Here is a 16,259-nt window from a genome sequence, read left to right as displayed (position 1 = left end):
TGGCGCCGCCTATACCTTGTTACGAGGCCCTGTCCAAGCCGTCTCGGGAAGACATGCGCCGGCCTGCTCGGTCACAGCTTCGAAAGCCATTCGAGCAGCAATCGGTTCACCTCTTCAGGGCGTTCCTGCTGCGTCCAATGGCCAACGTTTTCGAGTATGTGCCCTTCGATCTTCGGCGCGAAGAACTTCATCATGCCGACCGGGTCGGTGACCGCGCCGAAGAGGAAGGTTGCCGGATCACGGGTGCCGCCGATGAACAGCGATGGCTGCTCGATCCGCTTGCCGTTCCAGCCCTGCAACCATTCGAAATCCCGTTCGTGATTGCGATACCGGTTGAGCGGGCCGCGAAAGCCCGACGCCTTGAATTCCGCCTCGTAGAAGTCGAGGTCCTCGTCGGTGAGCCAGGGCACAGGTAGCGGGTCGGGAAGCCCCTCGAGGAAGGTCGCGCCATAGGGCTTGTCCCAATAGCTGCCCGCCGGGACATCGCCGCTGATCGAGTACATCATCCGGTGCACCCAGTCGCGCGGGTCCTTCTCGGCCTCGGCTTCGGCCACACCCTCGGCCTGGAAATACTCTTGGTAGAAGTACTTTCCCTGGGATGTGAAGTGCTCGTGAAACACCTCGGTAAAGGGGCGCTGGGGCACTCCCGCAAACGGGACAGAGAGGCCCGCGACTGCGCGGAAATGTTCGGGATGGGTAAGCGCGGTATTCCAGACGATGGGCGCGCCCCAGTCATGCCCGATCAGGATCGCCGGCTGGTCCGGTCGCAGGGCCATCTTCAGGCCGACGAGGTCCCCGACAATCCGTTCGAGCGCATAAGCTTCGACCGGGTGCGGCTTGTCCGAGCCACCATAACCGCGAACGTCGATGGCACAGGCTGTGAATCCCGCCTCGGCGATCGGAGCGATCTGGTGCCGCCAGCTGTACCAGCTTTCCGGAAAGCCATGCACCATGATGACGAGCGGACCGTCGCCCTCGAGCGCACAACGCAGGCTCAGCTCTCCGACATCGATCATCCGCATTTCAGGCATTCGGGCTTTCCTTCGCGCAAAACAAAACGGCCGATCCCTCATGGGACCGGCCGCTTGTCATTGTCCAGTGGACTAACCGTTTGGTCGGGACTGGGCCGTTCAGGCGGGCTTCGCGCCGCGCGGCATGTGGTCGTGGTGATCGTGGTGCTCTTCGATCACCGGCAGTTCGCTGAACTGGTGGAACGGCGGCGGGCTCGACAGCGTCCACTCGAGCGTGGTTGCACCCTCGCCCCAATAGTTGTCTTCGGCCTTCTTGCCGGCGACGAAGGCATAGATGATGTTCACGAAGAACAGGACCATCGATGCAGCCATGATCGTGTACCCGAGGGTGCTGATCTCGTTCCAGTAGGTGTAGGCGTCCGCGTAGTCCGGATAACGGCGCGGCATGCCCTGCCAGCCCAGGAAGTGCTGCGGGAAGAAGATCACGTTCACGCCGATGAAGAAGCCCCAGAAGTGCAGGTGCGAGAGCAGTTCGGAGTGCATCCGGCCGCTCATCTTCGGGAACCAGTAGTAGAAACCGGCGAACATCGAGAACACGGCGCCCATCGACAGCACGTAGTGGAAGTGGGCAACCACGAAGTAGGTGTCGTGCACGACATCGTCCACGCCGCCATTGGCGAGGTAGACGCCGGTGACGCCGCCCACGGTGAACAGGAAGATGAAGCCCAGCGCCCAGACCATCGGCGACTTGAACTCGATCGAGCCGCCCCACATCGTGGCGATCCAGCTGAAGATCTTCACGCCGGTCGGGACCGCGATGACCATGGTCGCTGCGGTGAAGTACATCTTCGTGTTCACGTCGAGGCCGACGGTGTACATGTGGTGGGCCCACACGACGAAGCCGACGACACCAATCGCGACCATGGCGTAGGCCATGCCGAGATAGCCGAAGACCGGCTTGCGGCTGAAGGTCGCCACGATCTGCGAAATCATGCCGAAGCCAGGCAGGATCATGATGTACACTTCGGGGTGACCGAAGAACCAGAACAGGTGCTGGTAAAGGATCGGGTCGCCACCACCTGCGGGGTCGAAGAAGGTCGTGCCGAAGTTACGATCGGTAATCAGCATCGTGATTGCCGCCGCGAGAACCGGCAGGGCCAGCAGCAGCAGGAATGCGGTGACCAGCACCGACCATACGAACAGCGGCATCTTGTGCAGGGTCATGCCCGGCGCACGCATGTTGAAAATGGTGGTAATGAAGTTCGTGGCACCCAGGATCGAGCCTGCGCCCGCAAGGTGCAGCGAGAAGATTGCGAAATCGACTGCCGGACCGGTCGAGCCCGAGGTCGAAAGCGGTGCGTATACCGTCCAGCCCACGCCAGCGCCCGGCCCGATACCGCCGGGCACGAAGAGCGAGAACATCAGCGACAGGAAGCCTGCCACCGTCAGCCAGAACGAGATGTTGTTCATGCGCGGGAACGCCATGTCGGGCGCACCGATCATCAGCGGGACGAACCAGTTGCCGAAGCCACCGATCATCGCGGGCATGACCATGAAGAAGACCATGATCAGGCCGTGAGCAGTGATGAACACGTTCCACATGTGAAGCGCGCTGTCGATATCGGCTGCGCCGCCCATCAATTGCGCCCAATACTGGAGGTACTGGATGCCGGGTTCGGCGAGCTCGGCACGCATGATGCCCGAAATCGCGCCACCAACGATACCCGCGAAGATCGCGAAGATCAGGTAGAGCGTACCGATGTCCTTGTGGTTCGTGGACATGAACCAGCGCGCGAAGAAGCCGGGCTTGTGGTCGGCATCGTGTGCGTGGTGGTCGTCGTGGGCCTGGAAGCTGTCGGCGGTAGTGGCCATCTTGCTATACTCTCGAATGCGTTTTCGTCAGCGGACTGAAATCTGAGGCGTAATCAGGTGGTCGGATTTTCGACCGGGAATTCACCGGCACCGACAGCACCTTCTACAGTGCTTTCAGGTTCCTGGAGCGGAGCGAGCTCTGCATCCAGATCGCCGGTTTCTTCGGCGCCGGCAATCGTGCCGCCCTGTGCGAGGACCCACTGGTTATACTGCTCGAGCGGGAGCGCTTCAACGGTGATCGGCATATAAGCGTGACGGGCGCCGCACAGCTCGGAACACTGGCCGTAATAAACGCCCGGCTTTTCGACCATCAGGATCTTCTCGTTGAGACGACCCGGGACGGCGTCGAGCTTGAACCACAGGCTCGGCACGGCGAACGAGTGGATCACGTCGGCAGCAGTGATCTGCATACGGATCGGAACGCCGACCGGTACGACCATGCGATTGTCGACGGCAAGCTGCGTCGGTTCACCGCGGGCTTCCGCCTCGGCATCGTCAAGCATGTTCGAGATGATCTCGAATTCGCCATTGTCGGGGTATGTGTAGCCCCAATACCACTGGTAGCCGGTCGCCTTGATGGTGATGGCATCCTTGGGGATCGGCTCGTACTGCTTGGCGATCAGCGTGATCGAGGGGATCGCGATGGCAAGCAGGATGAGTGCCGGAACGACTGTCCAGACGACTTCGATCAGCGTGTTGTGGCTGGTCTTCGACGGCGTCGGATTTGCCGAGCGGCGGAAACGGAACATGGTGTAAAGCATCAGCACCAGGACGAAGAGGCTGATCGCGACCATTACCCAGATCAGGCCGACGTGCAGGCCATATGCGAATTCGCCGGTTTCCGAGAACTGCTGCTGGATGTCGACACCGGCATCAACCGGCATACCGATACCTTCGGTCGGTTTCATCGGCGTGTAGGCCCCGCTACCTTCCGTAACGGCACCCGGATCGGCAACGTCCGCTGCCTCTGCCGGATCGACAGATTCGAGCTGTTCGGTGGCGGTAGCTTCGGCTGCATCCTGCGCAATGGCGGCGTGCGATCCGAAGACCAGGGCGAAGGCCATTACCAGGCTGGCGACAATCCGGTGGAAACCGAGGAATTTCATCGTCTTGGCACTCTTTCGTGTCATGTCATCGTCCGGGCCTGAACCTCGCTGTGTAGGCCGAAAAAGTACCTTCGGCGCACGGGCTAGCGACCCTGCAACGAGGGCCCGGTTGGGCCGCCCTATAGATAGACATCGCGAATGCCTCAAGCGCTGGGGGCAGAAAAATGTGCATCCTGCATTGCCTCTTGCGCAATCGAGCCGGACGCGCTTTGAGCCAAGGCGACATGACAGAAGATGAAATCCTCTCCGAATTCCGCGCCAGCGAAGCCCTGCTCGAAGGCCATTTCAAGCTATCGAGCGGCAAGCACAGCGGGCATTACCTGCAATGCGCGCGGGTGCTGATGAACCCCGATCGGGCCGGCAGGCTGGCACGAGCCCTGGCCCAAAAAATCCCGCGCGAGATGCGCAACGAAATCGACGTGGTCGTCAGCCCCGCAATGGGCGGCATCATCATCGGCCAGGAAATGGGACGCGCGCTGGGCAAGGACGCGATGTTCCTCGAACGGCCCGAAGGCGAATTCCACCTGCGCCGCGGGTTCCGCATCGAACCGGGTGCAAAGGTGCTGATGGTCGAAGATGTGGTAACTACAGGTCTTTCGAGCCGGGAAGCTATTGCCGCCGTGGGACGCGAGGGCGGAGAAGTGATCGCCGAGGTATCGCTGGTCGACCGCAGCAATGGCTCTGCCGATCTGGGCGTGCCGTTCTTCCCGCTCATCGATATCAACTTCCCGACCTATGACGAGAGCGAGGTTCCGGAAGATTTGGCCGCAATCGAGATCACCAAGCCAGGCAGTCGCAAGTGAGAGCAGTATTGGCGGCACTGGCTGCGGTCATGCTGACCGGCTGCCCGCCGCCAGACGGGTTGGTATATAGCACATCCTCACCCTCTGCATCGCTGCTGACCAAGGACCGCCTGCAGCCGATCGTCGATACCTATGCATTCGATGGCGAACTGCGCATTTCCGGCGGCCCCCTGGACGGAGCGGCAATGGGCAGGGGAAATCTCTGGCCGTGGGCGTCGGTGACCAAGCAAATGGTTGCCACGCTTGTGATGCAGGAAGTCGAGCATGGCAGGATTTCGCTCGACGTTCCTGTCAGCAGGTACCTTTCCGAGTGGCCTGATAGCGGCCCAGCCGCTCCGAGTCTTCGACAACTGCTGCGTCACCAGTCCGGCCTCTACGATCCCGAAGACGATGCAGGCTTCGTAATCGACCCGTCGACCCCGCTCGACCCAATGGTATGCGTTGATCGTCGAACGCAGGCGGCGGGCGGAGATTTCAACTATACGAACTGCGACACGCTGATCGTCGGCAAAGTGCTCGAACGGGTTACCGGGCTGGATCTGGCGAGCCTTTTTGCCGAGCGAATTGCAGAGCCCTCCGGCATGATGGAAGCCGGGTTCGTCACCGCCGAAACACAGCTGGCTCCCAGCGCGAAAGGCACCCCGGCAAGCGAGATCGCCAATTACGGAGCGTCAGGCGCATTGGCTGGCACCACTCGCGACCTGATTGCATTCGACAGGGCGTTGATGGCCGGGCACCTGCTCTCGCGATCCGCGCGCGAAGAAATGTGGGACGGAGTGCCAGAGCTTGGCTACGTCGCTCTCGGCCAATGGGAAAGCACCCTCCCTCTTGATGGTTGCGCCGAGCCAGTCCGGATCATCGAACGGCGCGGCGCGATCGGCGGTTACCAGGCCCGCAACTTCATCATTCCGGAACGCGATATAGCCATCGTCACCTTCATCGGGCAAAGCGAAGACGATTATTCCTTCGGCGAACCGTGGAGCCGCGAGGGACTCAGCTACGAACTTCTTTCTGCAGCGGTGTGTTCAATATGACCCGTCCCCTACGCCTCGGCGTAAACATCGACCACGTCGCCACCATCCGCAATGCGCGCGGCGGCGACCATCCCGATCCGGTGCGCGCTGCCAAGATCGTGGCGAGCGTCGGCGGCGACGGGATCACCGCCCACCTTCGCGAAGACCGGCGTCACATCCGCGATGACGACCTCAGGCGCATCCAGGAGGCCACCGACCTCCCCCTCAACCTTGAAATGGCAGCGACCGAGGAAATGCTCGAGATCGCGCTGGCCCACAAACCGCATGCCGCCTGTATTGTCCCGGAAAAGCGCGAGGAGCGGACGACCGAAGGCGGTCTCGACGCTGCCGGCCAGCACAATACGCTGGCGCCGATCGTCTGGAAGCTGAAGGACAACGGCATCCGCGTGTCGTTGTTCATCGAGGCTGACGAGCGCCAGCTGGATGCCGCACTAAAGCTTGGCGTCGAGGTGGTGGAATTCCACACCGGCGAATATGCGCACGCCCATCTCGATGGCGACAGCGAGAAGATGGCCCGCGAATTTAAGCGCATTGCCGATATGGCCGCGCTGGCTGCCAAGAACGGGATCGAGCCCCATGCGGGGCACGGCCTCACTTACGAGAACGTCCAGCCAATCGCCGCCATTCCCCAGATCGCCGAACTCAACATCGGGCACTATTTGGTGGGCGAAGCGGTCTTCGTCGGTCTGGAAAGCGCGGTACGCCATATGCGTGAATTGATGGACGAAGCTCGGTGAGCAAGGCCGCGCTGTCCGGCAAGGAACAGCTTTGGGCGCTCGCAGGCGTCATCCCATTCCTCTTGAGCATCGGACTGCTGGCTTTCGCGGTCTCGCAAGAGACTGCGCTCGCATTTGCGATCGGCTGGCCGATCATCCAAGTGATCGGCTATGCTGGCGCGTTCAAACGCTCAAAGGGCGAGATCGACCACCCCCTGGTCAAGAGCCAGGTCTTCATTCACTGGATGATGCTGATCATCCTTATCGTCATGATTTCGAGGGCAGCATGATCATCGGAATGGGCTCCGACCTGTGCAATATCGAGCGTATCCAGAATTCGCTCGACCGCTATGGCGAACGGTTCGAACTGCGCGTCTTCACCGAGATCGAGCGTGCGAAGGCCAGACGGCGCCCCTTCACCATCGCCGGCACTTACGCGAAGCGCTTTGCCGCAAAGGAAGCTTTCTCCAAAGCGGTCGGGACCGGCTTTCGGCGCGGTGTCTTCATGAAGCATATCGGCGTTGTGAACGCCCCTTCGGGCGCCCCTACCCTGGCGCTGGAGGGCGGCGCGGCACAAAGGCTTGCCGAAATGGTCCCGCACGGCCATGAGCCGCGCATTCATCTCACCCTCACCGACGACCATCCATGGGCACAGGCCTTCGTCATCATCGAGGCCTATCCCGCTTGAGTATCGACACACCGGCCGTGACCAGATCAAAAGAAAAAGACGAGAAGGTAAACTGGTTCGCGGAAATCCGCGGCCTGGCGCTGATGCTGCTCGCCGTCTTCGCCTTCCACAGCTTCATTGCGAAGCCGTTCTACATCCCGTCCGAATCGATGCTGCCCAACCTGCTGGTCGGGGACCGACTAGTGGTGAGCAAGTACCCTTATGGCTGGAACTGGTCTTCGGTCAGCTTCCACCTTGCGCCGCGGGGCGACTGGCGGGTTGCAGGATCGACGCCCGAATACGGGGATATCGTCATTCCAGTGCACCCGGAGCGTGACGAGGATTACATCAAGCGCGTCGTCGGCCTGCCCGGCGATACGATCGCGGTCGTCAACGGGCGCATCGAATTGAACGGTACGCCCGTGCCGCAGGAGGTGGAGCCTGCGCGCGACCTGCCGGTCGATGCCAATTCCACCTGCTGGGGCTTCGGCGATCCGAGCTTCCTGGTGACCGACGACGACGGCACGCCCGTTTGCCGCGTCCCGGTCCTACGCGAGACGCTGCCGAACGGGGCGAATTATCTCGTCATCGACCACACGCGCACACAGCTCGACAATTTCGGACCAATGACCATTCCGGCAGGCGAAGTTTTCGTAATGGGCGACAATCGCGACCATTCCTCCGACAGCCGCGAACTCAACTCCTCGCGCGGACTCCTCGGCCCCGTACCGCTCGAAAATATCGGCGGACGCGCGGAATTCATCACCTTCTCGCTCGACGGCACGACTTCACTCAACCCCGTGACCTGGTTTACCAGCTTGCGCGAAGGGCGTTCCTGGACCACTCTGCGCCCTGCCATAGCGCAGGAGCCCGAAGGATAAATGCCTGAAAACAAAGCCGCGCAATCCGACCTGGCGGTAGAGGACGACAAGCCCGGCGCCAGCCCCACGCGTATCGGCGATCCGCGCCTGAGGTTCGAAGCGGCCCGGGCATTGACCTGGGGCCTCGTCATCGGCCTGATCGCACTTGCAGTCCACCTTTCCCAATCGCTGCTGGTCATTTTCGGCGCGATGGTTTTTGCAGCCCTGATCGACGGCGGCTCGCGTCTCCTGGGTCGCGCCCTTCCCATCGGCCGCAACTGGCGCGTGGCCATTGTCCTCGTGCTGGCGACCGCCTTCCTGGTCTGGCTGGTCTATTTTGCAGGCTCGCAGATCTCGCAGCAGGCGGCCGAGTTCCCTTCGATAATCGAAATGCAGCTGGAGCGTTTCCTGGAATATCTGCGCGGCAAGGGCTTTGCCGTGCGGACCGAGGACATCCAGTCGATGATCGGCAACCTCGTCAGCGGGGTCGGCACGGTCACTCGCGCCATCGGCGGCCTCTTCGGGGGCGTGACCACCCTCCTGCTGATCATCATCATCGGCATCTATTTCGCCATCGACCCGCGCATCTACGAGCGCGGCGTCGCCTGGATGGTCCCGGCGAACAAGCGCGAGGCGTTCTACGATACGCTCAGCTACCAGGCCTATACGATGCGCAGGCTGCTCGCCGGACGGCTGGTCGGCATGGTCGCAGAGGGTATCTTCACCTGGGCCTTGCTCGCGCTCTACGGGGTGCCGATGGCCGCCCTGCTCGGCCTGCTGACCGGACTGCTGGCCTTCATTCCGAATATCGGCGCGATCATCTCGGGCGTCCTGATGGTGCTGGTCGGGTTCTCCGGCGGCGTGGACATGGGGCTCTATACGATCTTCGTCTATTTCCTCGTACAGAACTTCGACGGCTATATCCTGGTCCCCATGATCGCCAAGAAGACGGTCGATCTTGCGCCGGGCCTCGTCCTGTCGGCCCAGCTGATTTTCGGGGTGCTCTTCGGTATTCTTGGTCTGGCGTTGGCCGACCCGATGCTGGCGATGATGAAAGTCGCGCTGGAACGCCGTTCGGAGCGTTTGGCAAAGCTTGACGAAAACGAAGAGATGACGGAGGCAGAGGCCTGAAATGGCACGCAAATTCCTCTATTTCGTGGCTATCATCATCGCGATAATCATCGTCGGCGCAATCGCGCTAGCGATCTATGGGCGCGAGGCGACAGAGATCGCTTTCGTCCCGCGGGGCGAATTCGTCGAGCAGGAAGCGCTCGCCGCCAACGCCTATGAAGATCCAGCCATGTGGTATTCGAGGCCCGGTATCGGGACCGACGATCCGGCGCGCTACCAACCCGCCATTGCGCAGATAGCAGCCGATCCCGCAACCCGCGCGCCGTCGCCCGAAGCTCCCGCCGCCGAACGGAGCATAGACGGACCCGCGCCTTTCGCCACCGTGGGTTCGGCGCGCGGTGAAGCTGCCGACGCCAGCGAGACGCCGTCCTTCGCCGTCTTCTTCGTACCGCCCACCAGCTACACCAAGGGCGCGCTGGGCGAATGGAATGCGCCGCTGGACGATGCCGAGACCGACCGGCTCGCGCGCGTATTCCTCAGGGGCCTCGCAAGTCCCTTCAACCGCGCTGAGGAGATTTGGGCGCCAAAATACAGGCAGGCTGCCGTGGGCGCGTTCCTGACCGAAAAGGACGAGGCGAGCCGCGCAATCGATGCCGCCTATGCCGACATCGCTCAGGCGTTCGCCTATTTCCTCGATAGCGTGGATGCCGACAAGCCGATCGTACTGGCGGGCCACAGCCAGGGCTCCGTCCATATCCTGCGCCTTCTGCGCGACGAGGTTGCCGACACGTCCCTGCGCGACAGGATCGCCGCAGTCTACGTTCCGGGCTGGCCGATTTCGGTCGAACACGACCTGCCGTCGCTCCCCTATCCGGCCTGCGCAACGGGCGAACAGGCGAGCTGCGTCGTATCCTACATCAGCTTCACTGACGATGGCGATCCGGGGCAATTGCTCCAGAGATACAGCGCGCTTCCCGGCCTTGACGGTAAGCCGCGTGGCCAGGACGACATGGTACTGTGCGTCAATCCGCTGACTGGAATGACGGGCGGCTCGGCACCTGCTGCCGATAATCTCGGAACGCTCAAGCCAAGCGCGGACATGAGTTCCGCCGAACTGGTCCCGGGAGCGGTGCCCGCGCGCTGCGATGAAGCGGGCATCTTGCGTATCGGCGACGCGCCCGATCTCGGCCCAGGCGTGTTGCCGGGCGGCAATTATCACGTCTACGACATCCCCTTGTTCTGGAAGAACTTGCAGGAAGATGTCCTCAACCGGGTTCGCACATGGGCAACGCGGCAATCGTAACCGACAACCGGCTCGAATTCGGCGACCTGCTGCCTGACGGCGGGGTTCTCCTCGCGCTCGACCTCGGGACGAAGACAATTGGCGTTGCGACGTGCGATGCCGGATGGCGCTTTGCCACCGCCGGCAAGACCCTGCCTCGGGGCAAGTTCACCCAGGACTGCGGAAAACTGCGCGAAATCGTGAAGGACCGCGCGGTCCGGGGCGTGGTCATCGGATTGCCTCGCAATATGGACGGCAAGGAAGGGCCGCGCGCCCAGGCCAGCCGGGCTTATGCACGGAACATTGCGACCGCGCTGGACTTACCCGTGCTGCTGTGGGACGAACGCTGGTCGACCGCGAGTGCGGAGGCCGCGATGATCGGACAGGACATGAGCCGGGCAAAGCGCGCCGAACGTATCGATGCCCACGCGGCAGCGGTCATCCTGCAAGGCGCCATAGACGCGCTGGCGGGAGGGGGTTTTTAGGGAGAGGGTCGCAAATGCTGGGATTGTTCGACGTGTTCGACGTCTACGAAGGTAATACGAAAATCAGGGCGAGCCGACGTCGCAGAATTTTACGCCTGCTTGCCTTCGCCGTCATCGCCGTGCTCTTCGTCCTGACAATCCGAACCCTTTGGTAGAAAGCTCCTAGAGCGCAGCTCTTCGCGAAGCTGCTTCGGCCGCAAGCATTATGCTACCGCTCTGCTCTGCCCGCCGCCACAGGAAATCCTGGTCAGCCTTGTCCAGCAAGCCGCTACGCGCTTCATAGCTGGCGAGACTCATCCTGTCGCTTGGGTGCGACCTGCCTACCCATTCCGCGAAATCCAGCGCTTCTTCGGTTCCGATTCCGATGGCGCAGCGCAGGAAGCACTCGGTCGACGTGGGGTTGAGAATGCCCGTAACGGTCTCGTTCTCGAGATCGAAGCCGTACTGGTCACACCAGCCCTTCGCAGGATCGACGTGCATCACGTTAAGCGAGACCGAAAGGCTTTTCGGCGGCAGTTGGGCGTGCACGTCGCGGTGGGCGCGGTAGAGCATCAGCTTGCCTTCGGTCAGGGCGGACCGCTCGACAAACCTCAGCCCTGCCTTTTCGCCCTTATATCCCGCCACGCTTTCGTAGTCGTATTCGTAGTAATCGCTCAGATAGCCGGGTCCGAAATAGCCTGCCGTCAGAAAGCTGAAATTGTGGTCGTGCGGAATTCCGTAGACGAAAGCCTTCGCTCCGTTGGCCTTGAAGCAGGCCTCGTCTTCACTGGGCCAGATATTCGCGCGCAGGAAGAAACTGCCCATGTTCGGCGACAGGACAATCGCCTGTGGTCCATAACCGCTTTCGTGGCCGCCTTCGCGATGGTTCTGCTTGAGCTGTTCGATCAGAAGGTCGCCGAGAAAATTGCGGTCATTGGCGAGCCGCCGCAAAGCAAGCGAAGCATTCGAAAGGCTGCACTCGTCTTCGGGATCGAAGCCTCCCGACAGCATTTCGATGCACTCTCCAAGAGCGTGCGATTGAGTGTCGACTACATCGATTACGCGGGGCATTCGGCAAGCTCCTGTGAGGCTAACTGGGGATAAGTTTCGAGCAGCTGCGCGCGCAGTGTCCCTGCCGTCGTAGCGAGGGGATCGCCAGGGTCGCTGGCCATCCGGGTGAGCGCGGCGAACCCAAGTCCACTGTCGAGCGCGAGGCATTCGCGCAGCGCCTGCCAGCGGGCATGATCGCTGCCCTCGCGGCTGAGCCGGGCAAGGACCGGAGCCGCATCGCGCCGCCCCATGCGCCCCAGCAAGGCCGCTTTCATTTCAAGACCGCTTTCATGACGCGAACCGCTCGCCCGGTGCAGCAGGCGGCCATCGTCCAGCGCATATTCGCAGGCGTCGCCGGGCACCTCGTCCGTCCTCGACAGGCGCAGGACCGCCAACCGGCCATGCACCCTCAAAATGGATTTCGTGTTGTTACGCCCGGCGAAATGCATCACCTCGCCAGCGGTAATCCGGCGGGTGTCGCAATCGATCGCCGCTCTGTCCCGCCGCTCTTCGAGTAATTCGAGAAAACGAATGTCGGCACTGCCCGCCAGCACGGCCTCGTGCCGCTCACCACCTGCAAAACAGGCGGACTTCGCCTCGGCACCGCCCAGCTCGGTGTACAGCAACAACGTCAGCGCCGCACGGCCGGACTGGGCGAGTTGAAGCACGCTTAGACCATCCGAATGCTGATGACGGATTGGGACCTGGCCCGTCGGGTTCTTGGCCAGACAGGCCAGCATCGGCTGCATCAGTGCCGTCACCAGATCATGCGCTTTTGAGCCATCGCCGAAGAGTGCCTCCAGGGTCGGGCAATCATCCAGCGACGCGCCGTCCCCGTAGGCTTCAAGCTCGCCGAGCGCATTGAATGCCTCACCGCTGCGCCATTCGTCGCGAACCTGTTCGAGAGCTAACTGCGCGTTGCGCTGCGAAGCGGAATCACCTCGCAGCGCGCGCAATTTCGGATCGATCCTCACTGCGTCTGCCCGACCTTAGAAGAAAGTTTCCGGCTCTACGGTCTCGTAGACGTAGACCATGATCACGACCACGCGATCGTCCACGGTCGGACCGCCATTGGCGGAAAGGCTGCCGAAGAGACCGGTAACCGTGTCGAGGCCCGGCAGGCTGGAAATATCGATCTTGGGAAGATCCATTGTGTGCTCCCTGTTGCGCGGAGCATGGCGTCGGTGCCGTGCTTTCGCCGCGCCGGCACTGGCTGGCGCGTTGCGGGGCGGGGATCGAATTAAAAGGCTGTAACTTGCGGGAACCCGGCGCTATCGCCGCCCCGAACCATGACCAAGACAGAGACTTTCGATCCACGCGCGGCCACGCCATTCCTCACCAGCAGGGGGCATTCCGGCTGGCTGGGACTGGCCTATTCCGACCACGGCGAAGATTGGGTTGAACTCACCCTCCCATGGCGCACGGACCTGCTCGGCGAGGAAGGACAGCAAGTTCTCGCTTCGGGCCCGATCATGAGCCTCATGGACATGGCAAGCGGCCTGGCGATCTGGAAAACGATGAACCGGTTCGAACCGATCGCTACGCTCGATCTCAGGGTCGATTACGTTCGCCCTGCACGCGAAGGCGCATCGGTTTTCGGTCGTTCACAATGTTATCGCCTGACTCGCAGCGCCGCCTTCGTCAGGGGGCTTGCCCATGACGGCGACGTCGATGACCCCGTCGCCCATATCCAGGGCGTCTTCATGAAGATCGGCGGAGCCGACACGCGGGAGGTGCCCGGTGGCTGAGCATCCCGACATCAGCGTCCTTACCCCTTATGCCCGCTCGCTCGGCATAAAACTGGCGGAATGGGACGGCGGCACGCCGATCATGCGCGTGGACTTCGTCGAGGCAGTCGAAGGACGGCCCGAGCATTACCATGGCGGGGCAACCGGTGGGCTGCTGGAGACTGCAGGCTATGCGGCCCTGCGGGCCCTATTGGCGCAGAAGGACCGGGAGGCGGTGCTCAAGCCGATCAACATCACCGTGCAATATCTGTCGGCGGGCAAGAGCCGCGAGAGTTACGCCAGAGGTCGCGTCACCAAGCTTGGTCGCCGCAGCGCGAACATCACGGTCGAGGCGTGGCAGGACGATCCCAAGCGCCCCATCGCAACCGCAGTCATGAATGTCCTGATGGCGGAGCCGGCGCAGGACTAATTGGGATCGAGAGCGCCTCGCCGTTCGAGCTCCTCGCGAACCGCCTGGTTACGTTGCTCTTCGGCCCTGCGCCGCGCTTCTTCGATCGCCTCTTCGGAAATGGAAACGCCTTCGTCTCCAATCCGAATATCGACCGGAATGCCCTCGATCTCGGTCGAGAAAACCGCCTCGCCGTCGCGAATCCGCAAGCGCGAATTGCCATCGCCCAAGGGAATATCCTCCAGGTCGGGCACGTCGAGCGGTTCGACTGGTCCGCCCGGATCCTCGTTGGAGCGCGGTCCCGCACGATCCGGTGCAGCCGATGCACCCAGCGCCTGCGTCATGAAATTCCGCCAGATTTGCGCGGGCAATCCGCCGCCAGAAATTCCATTGAGCGAAGAGTTGTCGTCATTGCCGATCCACACACCGACGACCAGGTCGCCCGCATAGCCCACGAAGAGGGCGTCGCGGTTGTCCTGGCTGGTGCCGGTCTTGCCGAAATTCGGTCCGGACAGCATGGCCCGGCGCCCGGTCCCCTTGTTGATGACGGCTCGCAACATGTCCTCGATTTCGCCATGCGTCGAACTGCTCAGGCTGTCGTTGCCGTCCCACATGCGCTGGAACCAGTTCCGCTCTTCCTGGGCAAAGGCGTGCGGTTTCACCGGGAATGAATTCGCCGCAATCCCCGCATAGGCCGCGGTCAGCTCGAGCAGGTTCATGCTGGTGGAGCCGAGCGCGATGCTGGGATCGCCGGGAGTGAAGTCACCGGTGATCCCGAAATCGCGGACCGTCTCGATGACCTTTTCCGACCCCACCTCGTTGAATAGGCGCAGGGTCGCGACATTGCTGGACTGGGCCAGAGCATCGCGCAGGGTGATCGTAGGAGAGTAGCGACCATTGGCATTGCGCGGGCGATAGCTGCCCTCGGTAATCTCGGTGTTGTCGATCGTGTCGTCCGGGCTCCACCCGTCGCGCAGCGCGGCGAGGTAAACGAAGGTCTTGATCGTCGATCCCGACTGGCGCTCGGCCTGCGTTGCCCGGTTGAACGGAGAAGTCGCGTAGTCCTTGCCGCCGATCATCGCCACGACTTCACCATTAGTACGCATGGCGACGAGTGCCACCTGCGCTCCGCCCAGGGGCACACGGCTGGTCACATTACGCGCAATGTTCTGGAGCCGGCTGTCCAGCGTGGTGGTCAACGTCAGGCGGGAATAACCGGTTTCGGTCAAACGGCGTGCTTCGGGAAGGGCCCAGTCGGCGAAATAGGTGCCGGTCGGAAGGTCGCTCTTCATGCGCACGTCGAGCGCGGGAGACTTCATTGCCCGCGCCTGCGCCTCGGTGATGTACCCCGCCGCAACCATCGACTGGATGACCAGGCGCATGCGCTTTTCGGCGCGATCGTAATGGCGGGTCGGTGCATAGGCGCTGGGCGCCTGCAATAGCCCCGCGAGCATTGCCGCCTGGTTCGGCCGCAGGTTTTCCGGCTGGCGATAGAAATAATGCAGGCTTGCTGCGCGCAGACCGTAAACATTGTCGCCGAAATAGGCGTTGGACAGGTAGCGTTCGAGAATCTCGTCCTTCGTCAGCCAGCTTTCCAACCAGAAGGCGATCATCGCCTCGCGGGCCTTACGAGTCAGCGTGCGCTCGGGAGTGAGGAAAGTGAACTTGGCGAGCTGCTGGGTGATCGTGCTGCCCCCGCCGGTGCCGGTTACGGCAGCACGCGCGATGCCTCGCGGATCGACACCCCAATGGCTGTAGAACCGGCGATCCTCGATCGCGAGGAATGCCTGAACGACGTGGGCCGGCAGGCGGTCGACATCGACCGGCTCGTCGGTAATTGCGCCATTGCGGGCAATCGGCGTCCCGTCGGCAGCAAGCAGGGTAATCTGTGGCGGTGCGATCGGCTCTAGCGATTTGCCCAGCGGCGCAGTTATCGCCAGCCAGCCGACAAGGATTATGAAAAGTGCCAGGATCGCGGCGATTGCGCGTACGACCCACCAGCGCTTGCGGCGACCGCGCCAATACTCCCGTTGCCAGGGGCGAAGGCGCTTCTTCTCTTCGCGGGCGAGCGCATCGTCGAGATCGTCCCAGCGCGAATCCCAGGCATCGTCGTCGAACCCGTCGTGCAGCGAATAGAAGCCGCGATGCGAAGTCATCGCCGGTTCGCCGCGCCGTCTGCGAAAGATGGAATCGAGTACGCCCATGACCTACTGTGCTACACAAATAA

The 16,259-nt window shown here is 62.2% G+C and carries 18 protein-coding genes; 11 read left to right on the top strand and 7 right to left on the bottom strand.

Features of this window, described 5'->3' with window-relative positions; all coding sequences use genetic code 11:
• Positions 1-71: 71 nt before the first annotated feature.
• The 3 genes from CVE41_RS11880 to coxB all read right to left on the bottom strand — a co-directional run bounded on the left by CVE41_RS11880 (position 72) and on the right by coxB (position 3,973).
• Positions 72-1,031: an alpha/beta fold hydrolase gene (locus CVE41_RS11880; RefSeq protein WP_232725691.1), complete on the bottom strand. Its 960-nt coding sequence runs from the start codon at positions 1,029-1,031 to the stop codon at positions 72-74.
• 99 nt (positions 1,032-1,130) lie between these two features.
• The gene (gene ctaD, locus CVE41_RS11875; RefSeq protein WP_100260849.1) at positions 1,131-2,843 is read right to left on the bottom strand and encodes a cytochrome c oxidase subunit I; all 1,713 of its coding nucleotides are present in this window, start codon (positions 2,841-2,843) and stop codon (positions 1,131-1,133) included.
• Positions 2,844-2,896: 53 nt separating this feature from the next.
• Positions 2,897-3,973, bottom strand: coding sequence for a cytochrome c oxidase subunit II (gene coxB, locus CVE41_RS11870; protein ID WP_232725690.1), 1,077 nt, complete (start codon positions 3,971-3,973; stop codon positions 2,897-2,899).
• A 200-nt stretch (positions 3,974-4,173) separates the two neighbouring features.
• On the opposite strand from coxB, the gene pyrE reads away from it, so the two are divergent.
• From pyrE to ruvX, 9 genes are read left to right on the top strand one after another with little or no spacing between them, the layout of a single operon-like run.
• Positions 4,174-4,752, top strand: a complete 579-nt coding sequence (gene pyrE / locus CVE41_RS11865) for an orotate phosphoribosyltransferase (protein WP_100260847.1) — start codon at positions 4,174-4,176, stop codon at positions 4,750-4,752.
• The gene (locus CVE41_RS11860) at positions 4,749-5,786 is read left to right on the top strand and encodes a serine hydrolase domain-containing protein (RefSeq protein ID WP_157799499.1); all 1,038 of its coding nucleotides are present in this window, start codon (positions 4,749-4,751) and stop codon (positions 5,784-5,786) included. Before pyrE ends, CVE41_RS11860 begins: the two co-directional genes overlap by 4 nt.
• Complete coding sequence (locus tag CVE41_RS11855) at positions 5,783-6,523, top strand: pyridoxine 5'-phosphate synthase (protein WP_100260845.1); 741 nt, start codon at positions 5,783-5,785, stop codon at positions 6,521-6,523. The genes CVE41_RS11860 and CVE41_RS11855 overlap by 4 nt, the downstream gene beginning before the upstream one ends.
• Positions 6,520-6,792: a pyridoxal phosphate biosynthetic protein gene (locus tag CVE41_RS11850; protein ID WP_100260844.1), complete on the top strand. Its 273-nt coding sequence runs from the start codon at positions 6,520-6,522 to the stop codon at positions 6,790-6,792. The genes CVE41_RS11855 and CVE41_RS11850 overlap by 4 nt, the downstream gene beginning before the upstream one ends.
• A complete protein-coding gene (gene acpS / locus CVE41_RS11845; protein ID WP_100260843.1) occupies positions 6,789-7,190 on the top strand; it encodes a holo-ACP synthase in 402 nt (133 codons plus the stop codon). Before CVE41_RS11850 ends, acpS begins: the two co-directional genes overlap by 4 nt.
• Positions 7,148-8,050: a signal peptidase I gene (gene lepB, locus CVE41_RS11840; RefSeq protein WP_100260842.1), complete on the top strand. Its 903-nt coding sequence runs from the start codon at positions 7,148-7,150 to the stop codon at positions 8,048-8,050. The genes acpS and lepB overlap by 43 nt, the downstream gene beginning before the upstream one ends.
• On the top strand, positions 8,051-9,160 hold the full coding sequence (locus CVE41_RS11835) for an AI-2E family transporter (protein ID WP_100260841.1): 1,110 nt from the start codon (positions 8,051-8,053) through the stop codon (positions 9,158-9,160).
• A 1-nt stretch (position 9,161) separates the two neighbouring features.
• Complete coding sequence (locus CVE41_RS11830) at positions 9,162-10,403, top strand: DUF3089 domain-containing protein (RefSeq protein WP_100260840.1); 1,242 nt, start codon at positions 9,162-9,164, stop codon at positions 10,401-10,403.
• Positions 10,382-10,867 carry a Holliday junction resolvase RuvX gene (gene ruvX / locus CVE41_RS11825; RefSeq protein ID WP_100260839.1) on the top strand — a complete coding sequence of 162 codons (486 nt, stop codon included), beginning with the start codon at positions 10,382-10,384 and terminating at the stop codon, positions 10,865-10,867. Before CVE41_RS11830 ends, ruvX begins: the two co-directional genes overlap by 22 nt.
• A 162-nt stretch (positions 10,868-11,029) precedes the next feature.
• Here the strand turns inward: ruvX and CVE41_RS11820 are convergent, their stop codons facing one another.
• The 3 genes from CVE41_RS11820 to CVE41_RS14785 are packed head-to-tail and all read right to left on the bottom strand — an operon-like array spanning position 11,030 to position 13,047.
• Positions 11,030-11,917 carry a transposase gene (locus CVE41_RS11820; RefSeq protein WP_100260838.1) on the bottom strand — a complete coding sequence of 296 codons (888 nt, stop codon included), beginning with the start codon at positions 11,915-11,917 and terminating at the stop codon, positions 11,030-11,032.
• Entirely contained in the window at positions 11,905-12,870 is a 966-nt protein-coding gene (locus tag CVE41_RS11815) for a hypothetical protein (RefSeq protein WP_100260837.1), read from the bottom strand. Before CVE41_RS11815 ends, CVE41_RS11820 begins: the two co-directional genes overlap by 13 nt.
• 15 nt (positions 12,871-12,885) lie before the next feature.
• Positions 12,886-13,047: a hypothetical protein gene (locus tag CVE41_RS14785; protein ID WP_198507660.1), complete on the bottom strand. Its 162-nt coding sequence runs from the start codon at positions 13,045-13,047 to the stop codon at positions 12,886-12,888.
• 138 nt (positions 13,048-13,185) lie between these two features.
• Between CVE41_RS14785 and CVE41_RS11810 the strand changes: the two genes are divergently transcribed.
• Both CVE41_RS11810 and CVE41_RS11805 read left to right on the top strand, forming a co-directional pair.
• Positions 13,186-13,644, top strand: coding sequence for a PaaI family thioesterase (locus CVE41_RS11810; RefSeq protein WP_100260836.1), 459 nt, complete (start codon positions 13,186-13,188; stop codon positions 13,642-13,644).
• A complete protein-coding gene (locus CVE41_RS11805) occupies positions 13,637-14,053 on the top strand; it encodes a PaaI family thioesterase (RefSeq protein WP_100260835.1) in 417 nt (138 codons plus the stop codon). The genes CVE41_RS11810 and CVE41_RS11805 overlap by 8 nt, the downstream gene beginning before the upstream one ends.
• On the opposite strand, the gene CVE41_RS11800 is transcribed toward CVE41_RS11805, so the two are convergent.
• Positions 14,050-16,188 carry a transglycosylase domain-containing protein gene (locus tag CVE41_RS11800; RefSeq protein WP_232725688.1) on the bottom strand — a complete coding sequence of 713 codons (2,139 nt, stop codon included), beginning with the start codon at positions 16,186-16,188 and terminating at the stop codon, positions 14,050-14,052. The genes CVE41_RS11805 and CVE41_RS11800 overlap by 4 nt on opposite strands.
• Positions 16,189-16,259: the final 71 nt, after the last annotated feature.

Source organism: Qipengyuania seohaensis (assembly GCF_002795865.1).
In the GTDB taxonomy this organism is placed as follows: domain Bacteria; phylum Pseudomonadota; class Alphaproteobacteria; order Sphingomonadales; family Sphingomonadaceae; genus Qipengyuania; species Qipengyuania seohaensis.
This window is presented reverse-complemented; position numbering and strand designations above follow the sequence as displayed.

Bases quoted from the DNA above. Each gene is read 5' to 3' on its own strand.
- acpS (WP_100260843.1), top strand. From the start codon at position 6,789: ATGATCATCGGAATGGGCTCCGACCTGTGCAATATCGAGCGTATCCAG.
- CVE41_RS11855 (WP_100260845.1), top strand. From the start codon at position 5,783: ATGACCCGTCCCCTACGCCTCGGCGTAAACATCGACCACGTCGCCACC.
- lepB (WP_100260842.1), top strand. From the start codon at position 7,148: ATGGGCACAGGCCTTCGTCATCATCGAGGCCTATCCCGCTTGAGTATC.
- CVE41_RS11800 (WP_232725688.1), bottom strand. From the start codon at position 16,188: ATGACTTCGCATCGCGGCTTCTATTCGCTGCACGACGGGTTCGACGAC.
- coxB (WP_232725690.1), bottom strand. From the start codon at position 3,973: ATGACACGAAAGAGTGCCAAGACGATGAAATTCCTCGGTTTCCACCGG.
- CVE41_RS11810 (WP_100260836.1), top strand. From the start codon at position 13,186: ATGACCAAGACAGAGACTTTCGATCCACGCGCGGCCACGCCATTCCTC.
- CVE41_RS11830 (WP_100260840.1), top strand. From the start codon at position 9,162: ATGGCACGCAAATTCCTCTATTTCGTGGCTATCATCATCGCGATAATC.
- CVE41_RS14785 (WP_198507660.1), bottom strand. From the start codon at position 13,047: ATGGATCTTCCCAAGATCGATATTTCCAGCCTGCCGGGCCTCGACACG.
- CVE41_RS11835 (WP_100260841.1), top strand. From the start codon at position 8,051: ATGCCTGAAAACAAAGCCGCGCAATCCGACCTGGCGGTAGAGGACGAC.
- CVE41_RS11880 (WP_232725691.1), bottom strand. From the start codon at position 1,031: ATGCCTGAAATGCGGATGATCGATGTCGGAGAGCTGAGCCTGCGTTGT.
- CVE41_RS11820 (WP_100260838.1), bottom strand. From the start codon at position 11,917: ATGCCCCGCGTAATCGATGTAGTCGACACTCAATCGCACGCTCTTGGA.
- ctaD (WP_100260849.1), bottom strand. From the start codon at position 2,843: ATGGCCACTACCGCCGACAGCTTCCAGGCCCACGACGACCACCACGCA.
- ruvX (WP_100260839.1), top strand. From the start codon at position 10,382: ATGGGCAACGCGGCAATCGTAACCGACAACCGGCTCGAATTCGGCGAC.
- pyrE (WP_100260847.1), top strand. From the start codon at position 4,174: ATGACAGAAGATGAAATCCTCTCCGAATTCCGCGCCAGCGAAGCCCTG.